Origin of the sequence: Kitasatospora sp. NPDC049258 (assembly GCF_040678895.1) — a bacterium.
Taxonomy (GTDB): Bacteria; Actinomycetota; Actinomycetes; order Streptomycetales; family Streptomycetaceae; genus Kitasatospora.
This window is the reverse complement of record NZ_JBFAQT010000048.1, coordinates 28,304-43,719: the sequence shown is the minus strand read 5'-3', so window position 1 is coordinate 43,719 and position 15,416 is coordinate 28,304. Positions and strand designations below refer to the sequence as shown.

The window sequence follows — 15,416 nt, the reverse complement described above, 5'->3', positions numbered from 1 at the left end:
GAGCAGGACGTAGAAGGCGATCGAGGCCAGGCCCATGGCGATGGTCGACCAGGTCGGGGTGAGGTGCCGGTGGTGGACCCGGGCGAACTGGCGCGCGTCGGTGCCGGTTCAGCCGGCCAGCAGCGAGGTCAGCCGCCCCGCCAGCAGGTCCCAGCGCCAGGAGCGCTCGACCCAGCGGCGCCCGGCCTCGCCCATCCGCCGGCGCAGTCCCTCGTCCTGCAGCAGCCGGACGATCCGCTCGGCCGCCACCTCGGCGGAGCGGCCCGGCACCACGTAGCCGGTCTCCCCCTCCAGGACCGCGTCCGGCGCACCGCCGGAGTCACCGGCGACCACCGGCAGCCCGGTGGCGGAGGCCTCCAGGTAGACGATCCCCAGCCCCTCCACGTCCAGACCGCCGCGCCTGGTCCGGCAGGGCATCGCGAACACGTCGCCCGCGCCGTAGTGGGCCGGCAGCTCCTCCCAGGGCACCGCGCCGGTGAACCGCACCGCCTCGCGCACCCCGGTGGCGTCCACCAGCTTCTCCAGCTCACCCCGGTACGGGCCGCCGCCGACGATCAGCAGCACCGCGTCCGGGACTTCGGCCAGGATCCGCGGCAGCGCCGTGATCAGGGTGTCCTGGCCCTTGCGCGGCACCAGCCGGGAGACGCAGACCACCACCGGACGGTCGGTGAGGCCGAGCCGGGCCCGGATCGCCGCGCCGCCGGAGTCCGGGCGGAAGGTCTGCTCGTCCACCCCCGGCGGCAGCTGCACCATCCGCCCGGCCGCCTCGGGGCCGACCGCGGCGGCGATCCGGGAGCGGGTGTACTCGCCGAGGTAGGTCAGCGTGTCGGTGCCCGCCCCGATCCGGCGCAGCAGCTGCCGGGAGCCGGGCAGCTGGGCCCAGGCGGCCTCGTGCCCGTGGGTCATGCCGAGCAGCCGGTCGGCCCCGGCCCGGCGCAGCGCGGGGGCCATCAGGCCGAGCGGCGCGGCCGCGCCGAACCAGACCGAGCTGCAGCCCTCCGCCCGGAGGATCTCGGCGGCCCGGCGGGTCACCCGCGGCGTCGGCACCATCATCCTGGTCCGGTCGCGGATCACCGGGAACGGCTGCTCCGCGTCGAACCGCGCCACCTCGCCGCCGTCCCGCCAGGTCGAGGCGTAGACCACAATGCTGCCCGCCGGCTGGCGGACGGCCATATTGTGGACGAAGGCCTGGATGCCGCCGGGCCGGGGCGGGAAGTCGTTGGTGACGATCAGGGTCTTGTGCATGCCACGGCTCGCTCGGTCGGGGGGTGCTCGGTGTACCGCTCGCTGATCCGTACCATAGGTCAACACCCCGGCGCGTCGGGAACGAAGCATGCCCGCGCAACCGTTTCCGCTCGGGGCCGGTCCTAGCAGGTGGGCCCGGGGGGAGCAGCCGGTCACCGCCACGGTGCGGGGGTCCGCGTGGGTGTCCGTGCCACGGCGCCCGGTTGCGGCGTCCTCGCCGGACGCGTCTGTGACGAACGAAGGAGAGTCGTGGAGTTGGCCCCGGCCGGCAGAGCCGAGCGCAGCGTCGGCAACACCGAGCGCCCCGCACTGCCCCCTTCGACTCCCAGCCCGGCCGGCGGCGCGCTGTGGGGTCTGGGCGCGGGCTGGCTCGCCACCCGGGTGCTGATCGTGCTGATGGTGCTGGGCATCGTCCGGATCTCCGGCGCGGACGTCAGCACCGACGTCTCGGTGATCTACCACGGCTGGTTCGAGGTGCTGCGCACCGGCACCTTCCCGCTCGACGACGTGACCTGGCAGTACCCGCCCGGCGCCGCCCTGGTGATCATGCTGCCCGGGGTGCTGCCCTGGTCGTACCTGGTCTCCTTCTTCGTGCTCTGCGGCCTCTTCGACGTGCTCACCATGGGCCTGCTGATGCGGGTCGGCCACCGCAAGGGCCGCAGCTTCACCGGCGCCTGGATGTGGGTGGCCGGGGTGCCGCTGCTCGGCCCGACGGTCTACTGCCGGTACGACATCATCGTCACGGCGATCACCGTGATCGGTCTGCTGATCGTGATGCGCAAGCCCGCAGTCGGCGGGCTGCTGCTGGGGCTCGGCGCGCTGATCAAGGTCTGGCCGGTGCTGGCGCTGGCCGGCACCCCGCGCGGCCGGCGCACCAGGCGCTCCTGGACGGCCGCCGCGGCCACCGCCGGCGCGCTCGGCTTCCTGCTCACGGCCGGGATGAACGGCGCCTTCGACTTCCTGAAGTTCCAGAAGGAGCGCGGGATCGAGATCGAGTCGCTGGGCGCCCTCCCGCTGCACTTCGCCCGGCTGTTCGGCGCCTGGCACGGCCAGGTCACGATGAACTACGGCGCCCAGGAGATGCTCGGCCCGTGGGTGCCGGTGATCGCCAAGCTCTCCCTCGCGGGCACCGCGGTCGGGTTCGGCTGGCTGCTGGTCTGGCGGCTGCGGGCGGCCCGCTGGCAGGCGGGGACGCCGTTCGACGCGGCGCTGGCCGCGCTGCTGGTGTTCACCGTGACCAGCCGGGTGATCAGCCCGCAGTACATGATCTGGCTGATCGGCCTGGCGGCCGTCTGCCTGACCGTGCGGAGCACCAGCCAGAAGCCGGTGGCGGTGCTGATCCTGGTCGCCGCCGTGCTGACCACCCTGGAGTTCCCGCTGCTCTTCGGCCAGGTGCAGAAGAGCCAGCTGCTCGGCGTGGTGGTGATCAGCGCGCGCAACCTGACCCTGCTGGCGGCGACCTTGATCTCCTGCCGTCGGCTCTGGCGCTCCACCCGGCGGATCGAGCCGGCCACCACCGTGGTGCTGCCCGCCGCCGAGCCCGCCGCCGCCGTCGGCTACCCGGTCCGGCCGGGCATCGCCTACGAGCAGGCGCTGCTGGACGGGCTGGACCAGCCGGTGGGGCGCGGCACCCCCTCCTGAGCGGCTCGGCGGCTCGGCGGCTCGGCGCCAGAAAGTTTCCGCAAGATCTTGCAGGAGCGCTCCACCCCTGGCAGCATCGGGCTCCGTCCTGCCCGCCGCCCAGCCCCAGGGGGATCCCCCATGCCCGAGTACGACGTCCTGGTGGTCGGTGGCGCGGGTGTGGACACCATCGTCCGGGTCGACCGGCTGGAGCTGCCGGACGCCGACTCGGTGCAGGTCCCGCCGGTGCACGACCACGTCGGCCACACCGGCAGCGGCGTGGCCCTCGGCTGCCACGCTCTCGGCCTGCGGACCAAGTTCGTCGACTTCCTCGGCGACGACCCGCAGGGCGCCCTGGTGCTGGCGGCCTTCCGGCGGCACGGCCTGGACTTCAGCCACCTGGTCTCGCCCGCCGGCACGCCGCGCGGGGTCAACCTGGTGGACGCCGCGGGGCGGCGGCTGTCCTTCTACGACGCCCGGCACCCGGCCGCTCTGCGGCTGCCCCGGGACTTCTGGCTGCCCTTCCTGGAGCGGGCCGGCCATGTGCACCTGTCGATCACCGGCGTCAACCGCGACCTCTACCCGGACATCCGCCGGCTCGGGGTGAGCTGCTCCACCGACCTGCACACCTGGGACGGCATCGAGGAGCACCACCGCGCGTACGCGCTCCACTCGGACCTGGTCTTTCTGTCCACCGCCGGCTGCCGGGGGCGGCACGAGCAGGTGATGCGCTCGATCCTGGCCGAGGGCCGGGCCGAGCTGGTGGTGGCCACCGCCGGCGAGCGCGGCAGCTACCTGCTCACCCGGGGCCGGGACGAGGTCCGGCACTTCCCGGCCACCGACCCCGGGCTGCCGGTACTGGACAGCAACGGCGCGGGGGACGCCTTCGTCTCGGGCTTCCTCGGCCGCCGGCTGGCCGGGCGCCCGGTGGAGGAGTGCATGCGGGCCGGCGCGGCCGCCGGGGCGTACGCCTGCACCCGGGCGGGCACCCACACCGCCCTGATCGACCCGGCCCGGCTGGAAGCCGCGCTGGCGGGCGCTCAGGCCCCGCCAGCGGCGCCGGCCCCGGCGTGATCCGGGCCACGCCCCTGGTCGCGGCCCGAGCCGCGGCCGCTCAGGCCAGCCGGGCGGCCTCGGCGGTCCACAGCGCGGTGAACTCCGCCGTGCCGATCCCCAGCCGGCCACGCAGCAACCGGTCCAGCACCGACTCGGGGCTCTCCCCCGCGGCCGCCCGGCCGGAAACCCCGACGTCCTGGTAGAGCCGGACCAGGCTGCGCTCGCCGAACTCGCGCGCGATCACCTCGCAGGCCAGCCAGGACAGCTCGTACGCCTGCCCGATCCGGTCGGCGCCCGCAGTGAAGTCGGCGTCCGAGGGCAGCGTCCGGGGGATCCGGCCGGCCGCGACCTCCTGGGCCAGCCCGGGGGCGATCTGCCGGGCGGTCCGCCCGGAGTCCAGGTAGGCGGTGTGGTCGGCGACGCCCTCGGAGAGCCACATCGGGGTCCAGCTCCGGGTGACGGCCCGGGTGGCGACATGGGTGGCCTCGTGGGTGACGACCACCCGCCGGCCCAGCTCGCTGAGCCCCCGGTAGGCCTCCGGGTTGACCAGGATCCGGTCCGCCGGGGTGTGCTCGGGGGCACCGGCGACGGCCACGGTGACGGCGGCGATGCCCCGGTACGGCTCCGGCTGCACCTCCAGCAGCCTGGCGAACTCCGCCTCCGTGGAGGGCAGTTCGAGCAGCAGCCGGCCCGGCCAGGCGTCCCCCCAGAGCGCCTCGACGGCCGGCACGGCCTGATCCGCCCGGGTGGCCAGGGCGGACACCTCGGCCTGCTCCGCGAGCCCGAGCACCAGGCAGCGCGTGCCACGCGCCACCCGGACCGGCCCGAGGTCCCAGAGCGCGGGCGCGCCCGCGGGCTCGTCCGCGGCCAGCCGCCAGCCCTCGGGGAGCCGGACCAGCTCCAGGCGCCGGGACAGCACCGCCGGGTACGCGTCCAGGTCGACCAGCCGGTGCTCGAACTCGGCGGCGACGGTGATCCGGTCGGCCTCCGGCGGCGGCTCGGTGAAGGAGGTGATCCGGTAGCCGAGCTCGGCGAACGGCACCTGGGCCATCCGGTCGAGCGCCGCGTGCTGGGCCTGGGCAGCGGCCGGCGCGGCTCCGGCGAGCAGCACCGCCCGGTCGAGCGCCAGCAGCGCCCGGGCCCGGGCGGCCAGCAGCTCCTCGATCACCGGCCGCAGCGCCGGCCCGGCGGCCTCGGGTACGGCGGCCGGGCGGCCCGCAGGGCGCAGCAGCGGCACCGAGGCCTGGGCCAGCCCGCCCGCGGCGAGCAGCAGCGCGGCCCGCCGGGACAGCCCGGACCGGCCTGCCGCGGGCCTCGGCGGCAGGTCGGTCACCAGCTGTTCCGGCTCACTGCTCAGACCCGTACCACCCCGGCGACGGGCATCGCGTTGACGCTCTCGTAGCGGACCTTGGCACCGGGGTACGGCGCGTGCACGACCACCCCGCCGCCGGCGTACATGCCGACGTGGTGCATGTCCTTGTAGAAGATCACCAGGTCTCCGGGTCGTGCTTCGCCGAGGCTGATCCGCTGCCCCGCCGAGGCCTGCGCCTGCGAGGTGCGGGGCAGGGTCACTCCGGCCTGCCGCCAGCTCCAGTACATCAGACCGGAGCAGTCGAAGGTACGGGGGCCGGTCGATCCGTAGACGTACGGCGATCCGATCTTGCTGATCGCGGCGGCCAGCGCGGCCGCGGCGCGGTCGGAGGAGGGCGGCTGGTCGCCGAGGTCGAGGCGGTCGGTGCCGCGGGTGGCGCGCTGCTCGGCCTCCCGGGCGTCCTCGGCCACCATCCGGGCCCGCTCGACCGTGCCCAGGCCGTTGAGGAGGCGCTGGGCCTTCACCAGCCGCTGGTGGATCTCCGACTTGCTCTGCGCCAGCGTGCGCCGGACCTCCTCCAGCTCGGCGAGCTTGGCCCCGACCTCCGCCCGGCGCTGGTCCAGCCGGCGCTGGCGGTCCAGCACCTGGCGCAGGGCGTCGTTCTGCCGCTGCGCGGCCTGGTCCAGCGCGCGGGCCCCGGCCAGGTAGGCGTCCGGGTCGGAGTCGAGCATCAGCCGCACCCCCGGATCCATCCCGCCCGAGCGGTACTGCGCGCCGGCCAGCGCTCCCAGGTCCTGGCGCAGCCGGTTGAGGCTCTCCTGGCCGGCCGCGACCTGGCTCTGCAGCGTGCTGGTCTCGCCCTGCAGCCGCTTCTGGTACTCCTGGGCGGCGTTGTACTTCTCGGAGGCCTGCTCGGCCTCGTCGTAGAGCTGGTCGATCTGGGCCTTGACGTCGTTCTTGGCGATCGGCTCGGCCGGGGCACCGGGGAGGGCATGGGCACTGCCCGCGACCGTCACACCCAGGGCGGTGGTGGCGGCGGCCGTGACCGCGAGAGCGCGGGCGAGCCGCCGGACGCCTGGCAGTTGGGGGCGGCGGTGCACGGTCATGCTTCGGCGACTCCGTTCCTGCGGCCGGGCCACCGCCGCCACCCGGGTCTGGGCGGCCGTCTCGCGGAGGTCCGGGGGCAGACCCTAGCGAGTCACGGCTATCTAGTCCAAACCCCTCCAGGGGCGAATATTTGAGCACTAATCGGACAGCTGGCCCAAGCAGCCGACCCGTCGCAGGTCGGCGGGTACGACGCCGCCGGCCCGGCGCTCACGGGGAGCACCGGGCCGGCGGACGGGGTGACACGGGGTCAGGGGCGGACGATCTTCGAGATCGGCATCGCGGTCGCCGACTCGTAGCGCACCGGGACACCCGTGCGCGGCGCGTGGATGATCTGGCCGTTGCCGATGTACATCCCGACGTGGTGCTGGTCGCCGTAGTAGATGATCAGGTCGCCCGGCTGGGCGTTGGCGACGTTGGTGCCGATGCTGGTGCCGGCCCCCGCCTGGTCCTGCGAGGTGCGCGGCAGCGACACGCCCGCCTGGGCGTAGGCCCACTTCATCAGGCCGGAGCAGTCGAAGGCGCTCGGGCCGGCCGCGCCGTAGGAGTACGGGGAGCCGAGCTTGGAGGTGGCCGCGGCGATCGCGGCGGCGGCGTGCGACCCGGCCGGCGCGTTGACCACCACGTCGGTGCGGGCGGAGTCGCGGGAGGCGCGCTCGGGGCCCTGCGCCGCGGTCGCCTTGGCCTTGGCGTCTGCTGCGGACTTCGCCTCGGCGGCGGCGAGGTCGTCGCGCTCCTTCTGGGTGAGCGAGTCGAGCAGGCTCTGCGCCTTGGCGAGCTTGCCGAGGATCTCTTCCTTGTCGGCCTTCAGCCGCTTGGTGGTGGCGTCCAGCTCGGCGAGCTTCTGCTCGGCCTCGGACTTCTGCTGGTCGAGCTTGCCCTGCTCGTCCTTGAAGGCCTTCAGCACGTCGGCCTGCGAGCTGCCGACCTGGTTCATCGCGCCGGCCTGGTTGAGGAAGGAGTCCGGGCTGGCGGAGAGCATCAGCTGCACCGTCTGCGGGATCCCGCCGGTGCGGTACTGCTCCGCGGCGATCTCGCCCAGGGTGCCCTGGATGCCGCTCACCTGCGCCTGCTGCCGGGCGACCTGGTCCTGGATCTGCGAGACCTGCTTCTGCAGACCCTGCTCGCGCTCGGTGGCGGCGTTGAACTCCTCGGTCTTGACCTCGGCCTGCTCGTTGAGGGTATCGACCTGCTGCTTGACCTGGTCCTTGGTGGGCGCCGGGTCGGCGTGCGCGCCGGTCTGCGCGGAGAGTGCCACCGCGGTGGCGGCGGCGGCCGTCAGGATCGAGACACGGGCCCGGCCGGCGGGCTTGGGACGACGATGGGACGCCACGAAGGCGGACTCCTTCTTCCTCACACCGCCTACCGGGTGAGCTGACGGGTTCGGGCTGGAAGAGACGCCCTACGACGCCTCACCGACCACCCGTCAGGTGCGCGGTGACGACCGCGCACCGCCGAGGCGGCCGACCTGGCGCCGATTCACCCCGAGGAACGTGGTTCCCCGGCTCCGATCGACAGCGCCCCCAACGGGGGCTCCCCCCTGGGCAGTCGGACTGCCCAGCTGCGTCTCGGACTCGGCGGCGACCACCGTTGCCACCCTGGTTGGGTGAGCGACTGGGCGGCGGTCCGTGGCAAGACCCTAGTAACCCATCCGTGATCCGTTCAAATCCTTGTCAGAAAAAAGTCGAAATACTTGCCATGTTCGATTGTGATTGCGACCGACAGTGACAGCATCCCTACGCAGAGATGATAAATATTCCGCATATGGTCGGAATATGAAACGCCCGAACGTGTCGGAGATCACAGCGAGATCTCGACCCGTCCGGGCGCGTCATGGACCGTCAGCTGGTCCGAAGTAAGGGCAAATGTCCGATATGGGATGGACCGTCAGACGGCGGCCCGACCGCCTCAGACCCGGCGGATGGTCTTGATCGGCATCGCGTCGGCCGCCATCACCTTCACCACGTCACCGGTGTGCGGGGCGTGCACCACCAGGCCGTTGCCGATGTACATGCCCACGTGGTGCGCGTCGTTGTGGTAGATCACCAGGTCGCCGGGCTGCGCGTTGGCGATGTTGGTGCCGACGTTGACCCCGACCGTGGCCTGGCTCTGCGAGGTGCGCGGCAGCGAGACGCCGGCCTTGGCGTACGCCCAGACCATCAGGCCGGAGCAGTCGAAGGTGTTCGGGCCGGTGGCGCCCCAGACGTACGCGGAGCCCCGCTTGCTCATCGCGGCCTGGACCGCGGCGGCGGCGTAACCGCTCGGCGCGGGCAGGTTGCTGAGGTCGTACCGGGAGTCGCTGCGGGAGGCCTTGTCGCCCATCACCGCGGCCCGGTCGGCGGCGCTCAGCTGGTTGAGCAGCTTCTGCGCGTCCTGGAGCTTGGCCTGCACCTCGGACTTGGCGTCGTTCAGCGCCTTGGTGCTGCTGTCCAGCTCGGCGAGGACGGTCGCGGCCTCCTGCTTCTGCTGGTCCAGCCGGCGCTGCTGGTCCTTCAGCGACTTCAGGGTGTCCGCCTGGGTGCTGGCCGCCTGCTGGAAGCTGGAGGCCTGCGCCAGGTAGCCGTCCGGGTTGGAGGAGAGCATCAGCTGCATCGACGGGTCGATACCGCCGGTGCGGTACTCCTGCCCGGCCACCGCGGCCAGCCCGGAGGCCAGCTCGGTCATCTGGTCCTGCCCGCGGGCGACCTGGTCCTGGAGCTGGTCGGCCTGCTTGCGCAGCTGGTCGGCCCGCTCCTTGGCGCCGTTGTAGCGCTCGGCGGCCTGCTCCTGCTCGTCCAGCAGCTTGTCGACCTGCGCCTTGACCTCGTCCTTGTTCGGCTTGGCGGGCGCGGCGTGGGCGCTCACCTGCGCGGACAGGGCGACCGCGGTCGCCGCGGCAGCGGTCAGCACGGTCACCCGCGCACGGCTCGGCTGCTTAGGACGGCGGTGGGAGGCCAAGGGGGTAGCTCCTTCTTCCTGCTGGACTCACCCGAACGAGCGAAAGTCCGGAATATAGGTTTGACGCCAGACCCTAGTGAAGATCATGCTCCGGCGCCACTCCCCTACCGGAACGAACTTCCTACCCACCACGGGACTTCACGCCGCCGACACATCCGGTCCATCGAGGGTTGACGGCGGCTCACCGGAGTCAGGCCCTGGCCAACCGATTCAGCAGCAGGATCGAGGCCACCGGGCGCGCGCCGGCCTTGCGCACGCCGTCCGCCACCTCCTTGTCGGTGGACACCACCACCACCGGACGCCCCTGCGGCTCCGCCCGCACCAGACGGCGGATCAGCTCGTCCGCGGTCTCCCCGGTCCGGCTGAACCGCACCCGGACCCCGCGCGGCGGCGCCATCATCACCGGCACGTCCAGATCCTGGCCGTCGAAGACGCAGGTCACCTCGGCCTGGGTGCGCTGCGCCAGCATCGCCAGCCCGCCGAGCAGCCGCAGCCGCTGCTGCTCCAGCGGCAGCGCCGGATAGCCGGACTTGGTCACGTTGTAGCCGTCCACCACCAGGTGGACCTGCGGGATCGCCAGCAGCTGGTCCAGCAGTGCCGGGTCGTCCTCCGCCAGCCCGCGCCGGGCCACGTCGTTGGGCGAGGCGGAGACCGGCTCCACCGCGTCCACCAGGTCCGCCGGGCGCAGCTGGGCGACCGGCAGCGCCAGCTCCCGCTGCAGGCCCTGCGCGGAGTGCAGCACGGTGTCCAGCAGCAGCCGCAGCCGCATGTCCTCCACCGTGCGGCCCTCGCGGGCGGAGCGGCGCCCCGCCTCGACGGCCGTCTCCAGCTCGGTGATCCGGTGCTTCAGCCGGCGCACCTCGCTCTCGGCGGTGCTGCGCTCGGCCGCCCCCGCCGTCCGCAGCGCCTCCAGCTCGCTCAGCAGCTTGCGGCTCTCGGCCTGGGCACGCCTGGTGTCGCTCTCCAGGCTGCGGACCCGCTTGCGCAGGGTCTCGGCCTCCTTGCGCACGCCCTCCGCCTCGGCCCGCTGCCGGTCCAGGTCGGCCCGGGCACCGGCGCGCAGCTCGGCCAGCTCCTCCTGGAGCTTCTCGACCAGCCGGGCGGCCTCCGCGGCGGCGCCCTCGGCACCGGCCCGCTCGACCTCCTCGCCGGCCTCGACCACCACCCTGGTCCAACCGGCCGTGCGCAGCAGGTACGCGCCGGCGGCCACGTCCATCGGGTCGGCCGCACCGGGGACGGTGCCCGACTCCAGGGACTTCACCAGATCCGGCTGGCCGAGCCGCAGGCGGTCGGCTATCCGCAGCCGGAACACCGGGTCCGCCTCCAGGGCGGCGGCCAGCGCCGTCCCGGCGTACTTGGCCCGCCGGGCCGGCGTGAACTTGGCGTACTGGCGCAGCGAGGCGGGCAGGTCGGCGGCCGGGATCCCGCCGAGCGCGTCGGCGGCCAGCCCGACCACTCGGCGGCGGACGCCCTCGGGGAGCGGGCGGTCCAGGTGCTCCGGCGGCGCCGACCCGTCCGGGGCCGCGGCGGCGCCGGGGTCGGCCTCGGCCTCGGCCGCCGGGACGGCCTCGTCCGTGCCGGGGAGCACCGGGTCCGCGGCGGGCTGCTGCCCCTGCGGCTCGGCGGGCCCCCTCGCTGCGTCCACCACGTGCTCGGCTCCGATCCTGGTCCGGCGGGGTCCGCACGGCCCTGTGCCGCTGCCCTGGAACTCACCGCTCTCTGCAATTGTCCCGTCTACCGTGCCCCACCGACAGCACGCCACACATCGGGACGGGACGGCCGGGCGCCGGGCGGGTCAGGCCCCGGGCCCGCCCTCGGCGGCCTCGTCGGCGCCCGGCCGCGCCACCAGCTCGACCTGGTCGACCGCGTTGCACCAGCGGCAGCGCACCGACTCGATGGTCTCGCTGAGCACCTCGGTCTCCTCCACCTTCGACTCGCCGGCCAGGTCGAAGTGCAGGTACTCGACCACCCGGGCACTGCGCGTCACGTCGAAGCGGGTGAGGTTGCCGCACAGCGTGCAGCGCCAGCGGGTCTCGGCAGTGGGGGCGGCGATGGTCATCGGAGGTCCTCTCGGATCGTCCCGGTTCCGGGCCCTCCAGCCTATTGCCTGCGCCCTTACGCCCCGGCACCGGTCCACCGCCGGCGCAGCCTCACCCGTACGCAGCAGCCGGCGGTGTCCCCCGCCCCGGGCCGAGGAATGCTCGGAGGATGGCGCTCCCCGTACTCGACCGGGCCGTCCGTCCGCAGGCCACCGCGCCGGGCCGGGCGCCACAGGTCACCTACGCCCTGATCGCGCTGAGCGCCCTGATCCTGCTGTGCGGCCCCAGCTTCGGCCTCAATCCGGCCTACGGCACCGGCGCCGCCCGGGCCTGCGCCGAGCAGCGCTACGAGCAGCGCTGGGGCGCCGTCCCGGCCGAGCTGCTGAGCCGGCATCCGCTGACGGCCGAGCAGCTGGCCGCCCTGCCCACCGCGGCGGACGGCTGCACGCTGCTCCCGACCCCGGGCAAGAGCCCGGCGCTGTCGGTGCTGACCTCGCTGTTCGTGCACGCGGGATGGCTGCACCTGCTGGGTAACATGCTGTTCCTGTTCGTGTTCGGCCCCGGGGTGGAGGATCGGCTGGGCCGGGCCCGGTTCCTGCTCCTCTATCTGGCGATCGGCTACCTGGCGACCTACGGCTACGCGCTGGCCGAGGCCCACTCGGCCGACTCGGTGCGGGCGCTGGTCGGCGCCTCGGGGGCGATCGCCGGCGTGCTCGGGGCCTACCTGCGGCTCTTCCCGCGGGCCCGGGTGACCACCCTGGTGCCGGTGCTGCTCTTCCTGCCGCTGCGCTTCCCGGCCTGGTTGGTGCTCGGCCTGTGGTTCGTCCTGCAGTGGTGGTCGGTCAGCTCGGGCGGCTCCGGGGTGGCGTACCTGGTCCATGTGATCGGCTTCGCGGCCGGCTGGCTGTCCGCCTGGGCCGGGTGCGCGCGGGCCGGCAGACGCGCCACCTGACGGCCGATACGCTGGGCCCGTCCCCTCACACAGGAGTCCAGCGTGATCACCGCGATCGTCCTCATCAAGACCAGCGTCGACCGGATCCCCGAGATCGCCGAGGCGATCGCTTCGATCGAGGGCGTCAGCGAGGTCTACTCGGTCACCGGCAGCTACGACCTGGTGGCGATGGTCCGGGTGCGGCAGCACGAGGACCTGGCCGAGGTGATCCCCGGCCAGGTCAACAAGGTGCCGGGGGTCGAGCACACCGAGACCCAGATCGCCTTCCGCACCTACTCCCAGCACGACCTGGAGGCCGCCTTCGCGCTCGGCCTGGAGTAGCCGCGCCCGGAGCGTCCGGAGCGGCCCCGCTCAGCGGCGGGTGTCGGCGACGCAGCGGCCGCCCTCGTTGCGGTAGCTCCACCGGGCGCCGTTCGCGACCAGCTCGCGGACCGCGCCCAGGAAGCGCTCCAGGTGCTCGTCCGGGGTGCCGGCGCCGAAGCTGACCCGGATCGCGTTCAGGCTGCGCTCGCCGGGCAGCGAGGCCTCCGGCGCCCCGCATTCGGAGGGCGCGGCCTCCTCGCCGCCGAGCAGGGTCCGCACCAGCGGGTGGGCGCAGAACAGTCCGTCGCGCACCCCGATGCCGTACTCGGCGGACAGCGCGGCCGAGAAGTGCGAGCTGTTCCAGCCCTGCACCACGAAGGAGAGCACCCCGACCCGGGCGGCGTCGGTGCCGAACAGGCTGAGCACCTTCACCTCGGGGATCTCGGCCAGCCCGGCCTTGAGCCGGTCGATCAGCTCCTGCTCCCTGGCCTGCAGCGCGTCGAAGCCGGCCTCGGTGAGCGCCCGGCAGGCGGAGGCGATCGCGTAGGCGCCGATCACGTTGGGCGAGCCGGCCTCGTGCCGGGACGGGCCCTGGTGCCACTCGACGGCCACCGAGCCGTCCACCTCGCGGGCCACGGTCCGGCTGGCGCCGCCGCCGGCCAGGTACGGCTCGGCCGCGTCCAGCCAGTCGCTGCGACCGGCCAGCACCCCGGCACCGAACGGCGCGTACAGCTTGTGGCCGGAGAAGGCGATCCAGTCCACCCCCAGCTCGCGGACGGACACCCGGTGGTGCGGGGCGAGCTGGGCGGCGTCCAGCACCACCCGGGCGCCGTGCCGGTGGGCGACCTCGGTCAGCTCGGCGACCGGCCACAGCTCGCCGGTGACGTTGGAGGCACCGGTGACGCAGAACAGCCGCGGGCCCTCGGGGTGCTCGCTCAGCGCGGCCTCCAGCGCGGCGACCGCCTCGGCGGGCGAGCGCGGGGCGCGCAGGTAGCTGACGGTCAGGCCGTCCCGGCGCCAGGGCAGCAGCGAGGCGTGGTGCTCGGTCTCGAAGGCGAACACCCGGGTGCCGGCCGGCACGGCGGCGGCCAGCAGGTTGAGCGAGTCGGTGGTGGCGCGGGTGAAGACCACCTGGTCGCCCTCGCGCAGGTCGAGGAAGTCGGCCACGGTCCGCCGGCTCTGCTCGAACAGGTCGGTGGAGAGCTGGGAGAGGTAGCCGGCGCCGCGGTGCACGCTGCCGTAGTAGGGGGCGTAGGCGGCGACGTCGTCCCAGACCCGCTGCAGGGCGGGGGCGCTGGCGGCGTAGTCGAGCGCGGCGTAGGCGACCTTCTCGCCGCTGACCAGGGGCACCTGGACGTCGTGGCCGAGGACGGCGAGCGGGGCGCAGAGATCGGTCGAAACTGTCATGGGATGCACTCCTCCTGGGGTAGGACCCCGGGAGTGCGATGCCGGAAGTCCGCGCTTGCCACGCGGACGGATCGCCGAGTGGCCCGGTCCTCACCCAGGGCACCCCGCCACGGACGGAGGGTTGCCGGACAGCAAGCTGGGGCTTGTCGCTGTCACTCATGACCTGCCGTGGACTCTAGGACAGCTTCCGGAGAGTGGTCAAACACCGTTCCGGCATCCGGACGCAGCGGGGCCCGCCGGGCGGGCAGCTCGGCGGGCCCCGTCGGATCCGGTCAGTCGCGGGCGGTGGCCTCGACCCAGTGCTTGAGGGTGGCCTCGGCCGTCCCCGAGTCGATCGCCGCGGCGGTCCGCTCGATCCCGGCCGCCAGCTGCTCGGCCAGCGGCGCCCCGGTCAGCTCCAGGGCCACCAGCGCGGCCGCGGCGTTCAGCAGGACGGCGTCCCGGACCGGGCCGCGCTCGCCGGCCAGCAGCCGGCGCACCACGTTCGCGTTGTACTCGGCGTCGGCGCCGCGCAGCGCCTCCAGGCCGACCAGCTCGATGCCCACCTCGCGCGGGTCGAAGGAGCTCTCCACCACCTCGCCGTCGCGCACCAGCCAGATCCGCGAGGTGGTGGAGATGGTCAGCTCGTCCAGCCCGTCGTCGCCGCGGAAGACCAGCGCGGTGGAGCCGCGCCGGGCCAGTACGCCGGCGATCAGGCCGGCCAGCCGGGTGTCGAAGCAGCCGATGGCGTGCGCGGTCACCTTGGCCGGGTTGGTGAGCGGGCCGAGGATGTTGAAGGCGGTGGGCACGCCGAGGTCGCGGCGGGCCTGGGCGGCGTGCCGCATCGCGGGGTGGAACTTGGCCGCGAAGCAGAAGGTCAGACCGGTCTCCTCGGCCACCTCGGCCACCCGGCGGGCGCTCAGGTCGAGCCGGATGCCGAGCTTCTCCAGCACGTCGGAGGAGCCGCTGGCCGAGGAGGCGGCCCGGTTGCCGTGCTTGACCACCTTGGCGCCGGCCGCGGCCGCGACGATCGCCGACATGGTCGAGATGTTGACCGTCTTGGCCCGGTCGCCGCCGGTGCCGACGATGTCCACCGCCGGGCCGGGGATGTGCAGCGGCTCGGCGTGCGCGTACATCGCGTCGACCAGGCCGGAGACCTCCTCGACCGTCTCGCCCTTGGCCCGCAGCGCGATCATGAAACCCGCCACCTGGACCGGGGTGGCCTCGCCGGTCATGATCCGGTCCATCGCCCAGGCGGCGTCGGCCTGGGCGAGGTCCTCCCCCTTCAGCAGCATGCTCAAAACGTCCGGCCAGGTGCGGACCACCTGCGCGGGGTCGTCGCCGCCGTTCGCAGGGTGCACGTTCACCATGGCTGACTCCAGCTCTCAATCGGTACATCGCCGTCGGGTCGGAGCCAGCCTAGCGACCGGCGCGGGGCCCGCGCCGGAATCTAGGGACGGCT

13 protein-coding genes and 2 riboswitches are annotated in these 15,416 nt (G+C 73.8%); of the genes, 4 read left to right on the top strand and 9 right to left on the bottom strand.

Annotated elements, in window-relative coordinates; translation table 11 throughout:
* Positions 1–108: 108 nt before the first annotated feature.
* On the bottom strand, positions 109–1,245 hold the full coding sequence (locus tag AB0K43_RS28040) for a glycosyltransferase family 4 protein (RefSeq protein WP_363644547.1): 1,137 nt from the start codon (positions 1,243–1,245) through the stop codon (positions 109–111).
* A gap of 249 nt (positions 1,246–1,494) precedes the next feature.
* Between AB0K43_RS28040 and AB0K43_RS28035 the strand changes: the two genes are divergently transcribed.
* Both AB0K43_RS28035 and AB0K43_RS28030 read left to right on the top strand, forming a co-directional pair.
* Entirely contained in the window at positions 1,495–2,886 is a 1,392-nt protein-coding gene (locus AB0K43_RS28035; protein ID WP_363644545.1) for a glycosyltransferase 87 family protein, read from the top strand.
* Between the two features lie 120 nt (positions 2,887–3,006).
* Entirely contained in the window at positions 3,007–3,939 is a 933-nt protein-coding gene (locus AB0K43_RS28030; RefSeq protein ID WP_363644543.1) for a carbohydrate kinase family protein, read from the top strand.
* A gap of 40 nt (positions 3,940–3,979) precedes the next feature.
* Here the strand turns inward: AB0K43_RS28030 and AB0K43_RS28025 are convergent, their stop codons facing one another.
* From AB0K43_RS28025 to AB0K43_RS28000, 6 genes are all read right to left on the bottom strand, one after another.
* Positions 3,980–5,254, bottom strand: a complete 1,275-nt coding sequence (locus AB0K43_RS28025; protein WP_363644541.1) for a hypothetical protein — start codon at positions 5,252–5,254, stop codon at positions 3,980–3,982.
* A gap of 20 nt (positions 5,255–5,274) precedes the next feature.
* The gene (locus AB0K43_RS28020) at positions 5,275–6,339 is read right to left on the bottom strand and encodes an NlpC/P60 family protein (RefSeq protein ID WP_363644539.1); all 1,065 of its coding nucleotides are present in this window, start codon (positions 6,337–6,339) and stop codon (positions 5,275–5,277) included.
* A gap of 248 nt (positions 6,340–6,587) precedes the next feature.
* Positions 6,588–7,670 carry an NlpC/P60 family protein gene (locus AB0K43_RS28015; protein ID WP_363644537.1) on the bottom strand — a complete coding sequence of 361 codons (1,083 nt, stop codon included), beginning with the start codon at positions 7,668–7,670 and terminating at the stop codon, positions 6,588–6,590.
* Between the two features lie 10 nt (positions 7,671–7,680).
* Positions 7,681–7,867, bottom strand: a riboswitch (cyclic di-AMP (ydaO/yuaA leader).
* 378 nt (positions 7,868–8,245) lie between these two features.
* Positions 8,246–9,274: an NlpC/P60 family protein gene (locus tag AB0K43_RS28010; protein WP_363644535.1), complete on the bottom strand. Its 1,029-nt coding sequence runs from the start codon at positions 9,272–9,274 to the stop codon at positions 8,246–8,248.
* Between the two features lie 190 nt (positions 9,275–9,464).
* Positions 9,465–10,766, bottom strand: coding sequence for an NYN domain-containing protein (locus AB0K43_RS28005; RefSeq protein ID WP_363644553.1), 1,302 nt, complete (start codon positions 10,764–10,766; stop codon positions 9,465–9,467).
* Between the two features lie 303 nt (positions 10,767–11,069).
* Positions 11,070–11,333, bottom strand: a complete 264-nt coding sequence (locus tag AB0K43_RS28000; RefSeq protein WP_363644533.1) for a hypothetical protein — start codon at positions 11,331–11,333, stop codon at positions 11,070–11,072.
* Between the two features lie 149 nt (positions 11,334–11,482).
* On the opposite strand from AB0K43_RS28000, the gene AB0K43_RS27995 reads away from it, so the two are divergent.
* Both AB0K43_RS27995 and AB0K43_RS27990 read left to right on the top strand, forming a co-directional pair.
* Positions 11,483–12,265 carry a rhomboid family intramembrane serine protease gene (locus tag AB0K43_RS27995; RefSeq protein WP_363644531.1) on the top strand — a complete coding sequence of 261 codons (783 nt, stop codon included), beginning with the start codon at positions 11,483–11,485 and terminating at the stop codon, positions 12,263–12,265.
* A gap of 42 nt (positions 12,266–12,307) precedes the next feature.
* Positions 12,308–12,586, top strand: a complete 279-nt coding sequence (locus AB0K43_RS27990) for an Lrp/AsnC ligand binding domain-containing protein (RefSeq protein ID WP_363644529.1) — start codon at positions 12,308–12,310, stop codon at positions 12,584–12,586.
* A 30-nt stretch (positions 12,587–12,616) separates the two neighbouring features.
* On the opposite strand, the gene AB0K43_RS27985 is transcribed toward AB0K43_RS27990, so the two are convergent.
* A complete protein-coding gene (locus tag AB0K43_RS27985) occupies positions 12,617–13,975 on the bottom strand; it encodes an aminotransferase class V-fold PLP-dependent enzyme (RefSeq protein WP_363644527.1) in 1,359 nt (452 codons plus the stop codon).
* Positions 13,976–14,021: 46 nt separating this feature from the next.
* A riboswitch (SAM riboswitch) is annotated at positions 14,022–14,139 on the bottom strand.
* A 108-nt stretch (positions 14,140–14,247) separates the two neighbouring features.
* Positions 14,248–15,324: an anthranilate phosphoribosyltransferase gene (gene trpD, locus AB0K43_RS27980; protein WP_363644525.1), complete on the bottom strand. Its 1,077-nt coding sequence runs from the start codon at positions 15,322–15,324 to the stop codon at positions 14,248–14,250.
* Positions 15,325–15,416: the final 92 nt, after the last annotated feature.